Here is a 4,987-nt window from a genome sequence, read left to right on the forward strand (position 1 = left end):
CCGACGGCGCGGACCGACGGCGAGCGCATCCTGAACTGGCGTCAGCTCTACGACCTGCAGGCATTGCCCGAGCATCTGATCGTCGTCGGCTCGGGCGTCACCGGCGCCGAATTCGTACACGCCTATACCGAATTGGGCGTCGACGTCACGGTGGTCGCCAGCCGCGACCAGATCCTGCCCTACGAGGACGCTGACGCGGCCGCTGTGCTGGAGCGGATCTTCGCCGAGCGCGGAGTGCAGCTGGTCAAGAACGCCCGCGCCGACTCGGTGACCCGCACCGATTCCGGTGTGCTGGTGACCTTGGCCGACGGCCGGACAGTCGAGGGCAGCCACGCGCTGATGACGATCGGCTCGGTGCCCAACACCAGCGGCCTCGGCCTGGACCGGGTGGGCATCGAACTCGGACCGGGCAACTACCTGGCCGTCGACCGGGTCTCCCGGACGTCGGTGTCCAACATCTACGCCGCGGGCGACTGCACCGGGCTGCTGCCGCTGGCCTCGGTCGCCGCGATGCAAGGCCGGATCGCGATGTGGCACGCACTCGGCGAGGCCGTCACCCCGATCCGGCTGCGTACGGTCGCCGCTGCGGTGTTCACCCGGCCCGAGCTGGCGGCGGTGGGTGTTCCCCAAACCGCCATCGACGACGGATCGGTGCTGGCCCGCACGATCATGCTCCCGTTGCACACCAATGCGCGGGCCAAGATGTCGGGGCTTCGGCACGGCTTCGTCAAGCTTTTCTGCCGACAGGCCACCGGTGTGGTGATCGGCGGCGTGGTGGTCGCGCCGATCGCCTCGGAGCTGATTCTGCCGATCGCGATGGCCGTGCAGAACCGCCTGACGGTAAACCACCTGGCGCAGACCTTGAGCGTGTATCCGTCCCTGTCGGGCTCGATCACCGAGGCGGCCCGACGGCTGATGGCGCACGATGACCTGGACTGACCCGCCCAGGTAGCCTTGGATCAACAAATCTACTGACGAGTAACCGACAGGAGACCGTGCCGTGAGCGACGAGAATCGCGTCCCGGCCAGCGAGCAGCAGACCCGGCCGGGTTCGTTTATCGGACCCGAACAGCGCGCCAGAGCCTGGGACCGGCTGGCCGGCGAGCAGTTCGACGTCGTGGTGATAGGCGGCGGCGTGGTGGGTTCCGGAGCGGCTCTGGATGCCGCCACCCGAGGGCTGAAAGTCGCGCTGGTGGAAGCCCGCGACTTTGCCTCCGGCACGTCGAGCCGGTCCTCCAAGATGTTTCATGGCGGGTTGCGTTATCTCGAGCAGCTGGAATTCGGCCTGGTCCGTGTGGCGCTCTTCGAGCGCGAGTTGTCGTTGACCACGCTGGCCCCGCACCTGGTCAAGCCGCTGCCGTTTCTCTACCCGCTGACCAGGCGGTGGTGGGAGCGGCCCTACGTAGCCGCCGGTCTCTTGCTCTACGACGAGCTCGGTGGCGCGAAATCCGTTCCGGGGCAAAAGCATCTGACTCGGGCCGGCGCCCTGCGGTTGTCTCCGGGCCTGAAGCGCAGCGCGCTTATCGGCGGGATCCGCTACTACGACACCGTCGTCGACGACGCACGGCACACTCTGACGGTCGTGCGGACCGCGGCGCAGTACGGTGCGGTGGTGCGCTCGTCCACCCAAGTGGTGTCGCTGCTGCGCGAAGGCGACCGGGTGACCGGCGTGCGGGTGCGCGACTCCGAGGACGGCGCGGTCGCCGAGGTTCGCGGCCACGTCGTCGTCAACGCGACCGGGGTTTGGACCGACGAGATTCAGGCATTGTCCAAGCAGCGCGGGCGTTTTCGGGTTCGTGCATCCAAGGGTGTGCACATCGTGGTGCCGCGGGACCGGATCGTCAGCGACGCCGCGATCATCCTGCGCACCGAGAAGTCGGTGATGTTCGTCATCCCGTGGGGCAACCACTGGATCATCGGGACCACCGACACCGACTGGAATCTGGACCTCGCGCATCCGGCCGCCACCAAAATCGACATCGACTACATCCTCAGCACCGTCAATACGGTGCTTGCTACTCCGTTGACGCACAACGACATCGACGGGGTATACGCCGGGCTGCGGCCGCTGCTGGCGGGGGAGAGCGAAGAGACGTCGAAGCTGTCCCGTGAGCACGCGGTCGCGGTGCCGGCACCGGGCCTGGTCGCCATTGCCGGCGGCAAGTACACCACCTATCGGGTGATGGCTGCCGATGCGATTGACGCTGCGGCGCAATATGTTCCGGCCCGGGTTGCAACGTCGATCACCGAGAAGGTGCCGTTGCTGGGCGCCGACGGTTACTTCGCGCTGATCAACCAGACCGAGCATGTCGGGGCGGTCGCGGGACTGCACCCATACCGGGTGCGCCATCTGCTGGACCGCTATGGGTCGTTGCTCAACGAAGTGCTTGCGCTGGCAGCAGACCACCGCGACCTGCTCAACCCGATCGCCGCCGCACCTGGCTACCTGCGGGTCGAAGCGGCGTACGCCGCAGTGGCCGAGGGTGCGCTGCATCTGGAAGACGTCCTGGCCCGGCGGACGCGCATCGCCATCGAGTACTCGCATCGCGGCGTCGACTGCGCCCGCGAGGTGGCCGACATCGTCGCGCCGATCCTGGGCTGGACCACGGCCGACGTCGACCGAGAGGTCGAGACCTACATCGCGCGGGTGGAGGCCGAAGTGCTGTCCCAGGCCCAGCCGGACGATGCGTCCGCGGATGCGCTGCGGGCCAGCGCACCAGAGGCCCGCGCCGAGATCCTCGAGCCGGTGCCCTTAAATTAGGCCGACCGTGAGGCGCCCGCCGCTGCCGCCACGCGACGGCTTGGGGCCGGCGCGGCTAAGGGTGCATGGCGGACCGCTGGGCGACGAGCTGGCCAGACGGTTCGGGCCCGATGTCGCGGCAAAGGCGATCGCCGGCGAGGTCGTCGATCAGCACGGTGCGGTGTTGGACCCGGCCATCGTGTTGCCGGCGGGTGCCGTCGTCTACCTCTACCGCGAGCTGCTCGACGAAGTTCCAGTGCCATTCGACATTCCGGTGTTGTACCAGGACGAGGACATCGTGGTAGTCGACAAGCCGCACTTCCTGGCCACCATGCCGCGCGGGCGCCACGTCGCGCAGAGTGCGCTGGTGCGGCTTCGCCGGCAACTCGGCCTAGACGAGCTCAGCCCGGCTCATCGGCTGGATCGCCTGACGGCCGGGGTGCTGCTGTTCACGACGCACCGCGAGGTGCGCGGGGCCTACCAGACGTTGTTTGCCCGTGGCGCCGTGCACAAGACGTATCTAGCGCGGGCGGCGGTCGACCCGAACGTCGTGTTGCCGCGGCTGGTGCGTAGTCGTATCATCAAGCACCGCAGCAATTTTCAGGCCGTCGAGGAAGCCGGTGAGCCCAACGCCGAGACGTTGGTGGAGCTAATCTCGTCCGATGGTCTGTACCGGCTGACACCGCGGACCGGGCGCACCCACCAGCTTCGTGTGCACATGACATCGCTGGGCCTGCCGATCTACGGAGACCCGCTGTATCCCAAGATCATCGATGTAGCCGCCGACGACTTCTCCACGCCATTGCAGTTGCTGGCGCAGCGCATTGAATTCGACGATCCGCGAAACGGGACGCGCCGCGAGTTCGTGAGTTCGCGACGGCTGGAGCTTGCGCCCTAGCAGCGCTCAGCGCCGCGAAGCATGGGTGTGAGGCCAGGCGCGACCGATGCCTGTCGGGCAGGGAGGGTGATCGCCGAACCGGCGGCCGCCGCCTTCGTGGGTGCCACGCCCTGAACGACGGCCCGGAGAGTGCCCCAGGCTCGCGTCGTCAGGAAGCCGGCGTCGATGGAGCGAATATTGCTCAGATTGCCAAGTTTGACGTGGCTCAGGGTCGTCAGCACGTTTCTGTCCTTAAGTGACCCGACACGGTCGTCGGGGCGTCTCGCAGTGACTGGCGCGGAGACTTTTCAATTTCGGTGATCGGCGTCACAGGCCGGTCTGCAATGACCAACCGCCAACCGGCGTGCGCAATTCCCACGGTACTTCCTACGGGGCGTTCGGGCCGGGTGGATGACGGCTCGGCGCGTGCCGTGTCTTGGGCGCGCCCGCCGTTCACCACGGCGTGGCCGGCACTTCCAGCTGGGCAAATGCCGTATCCGCAACATGGCTGAGAACTAGTTGACGTGTGATTAACCGCACCGACCTGTGATCTTTTCGATATCAAACTTCAGACGGCCCGGGGCCTTCGGCGCATCGGAGACTAGCGGTCGCTTTTTCGGCGCGCACGGACGCTGAGACCGCACAGCGCGTCTTCCGAACATGAACGGGCGGGAAACCGGAGCCGAAATCGTGACTATCGCGCGTTCAGCCGAGCTGGGCATAATGACCGAAGTGCGAATCTTGTTACCATGCCTCATGGATGCGAGCGACTAGCGGTGCGGCGTGCGATGCGCCGGTTCGGTCATCTTCTCTGTACCGTCTGAAGGAATTGGATTGAAGCTCAATCGATTTAACGCCGCACTGAGCATTCTGGTGACTGGTGTGCTGCTCTTGTCGGCGTGCGGGGGCCACAACAACGCCTCCGGCGGGGGAACGGCGAGCCCGGCTCCGGTGAAGGTCACCTGCGGAGGCAAGTCGGACCTGACCGCAAGTGGATCCACCGCGCAGAAGAACGCGATGAGCGAATTCATCAAGGCTTTCGCGAAATCCTGCCCGGGACAGTCGCTCAATTACACCGCGGACGATTCCAGCGCCGGCATCCGCGACTTTCTGGACAGCAAAAGCGATTTCGCCGGATCCGATTCCACGCTGAGCGCCGACGAGTACGCCAAGGCCCAGCAGCGGTGCGGCTCGCCCACCTGGAACCTGCCGATGGTGGTCAGCCCGATCGCGATCGCCTTCAACGTCAAGGGCGTGACGTCGTTGAACCTCGACGGTTTGACTGCGGCGCAAATCTTCAACGGGCAAATCAACATGTGGAACGACGGCGCAATTGCGTTGCAGAACCTGGGTGTGCAGCTGCCAAACGA

5 protein-coding genes are annotated in these 4,987 nt (G+C 66.1%); 4 read left to right on the plus strand and 1 reads right to left on the minus strand.

Annotation, left to right across the window (positions count from 1 at the left end; genetic code table 11):
• The 3 genes from VN856_RS25195 to VN856_RS25205 form a co-directional block, all read left to right on the plus strand.
• Positions 1-939: NAD(P)H-quinone dehydrogenase (locus VN856_RS25195; RefSeq protein ID WP_325694413.1), on the plus strand; the 939-nt coding region annotated here is incomplete at its 5' end.
• Between the two features lie 61 nt (positions 940-1,000).
• Complete coding sequence (locus VN856_RS25200) at positions 1,001-2,761, plus strand: glycerol-3-phosphate dehydrogenase/oxidase (protein WP_325694415.1); 1,761 nt, start codon at positions 1,001-1,003, stop codon at positions 2,759-2,761.
• A gap of 7 nt (positions 2,762-2,768) precedes the next feature.
• Positions 2,769-3,638, plus strand: coding sequence for a pseudouridine synthase (locus tag VN856_RS25205; protein WP_325694417.1), 870 nt, complete (start codon positions 2,769-2,771; stop codon positions 3,636-3,638).
• On the opposite strand, the gene VN856_RS25210 is transcribed toward VN856_RS25205, so the two are convergent.
• Positions 3,635-3,859, minus strand: a complete 225-nt coding sequence (locus VN856_RS25210; RefSeq protein WP_325694419.1) for a hypothetical protein — start codon at positions 3,857-3,859, stop codon at positions 3,635-3,637. The genes VN856_RS25205 and VN856_RS25210 overlap by 4 nt on opposite strands.
• Positions 3,860-4,451: 592 nt before the next feature.
• Here VN856_RS25210 and VN856_RS25215 point away from each other — a divergent pair.
• Positions 4,452-4,987, plus strand: a 536-nt coding sequence (locus VN856_RS25215; protein WP_325694420.1) for a substrate-binding domain-containing protein, incomplete at its 3' end; no start/stop codon positions are given.

The organism is Mycobacterium sp., assembly GCF_035603715.1.
Lineage (GTDB): Bacteria > Actinomycetota > Actinomycetes > Mycobacteriales > Mycobacteriaceae > Mycobacterium.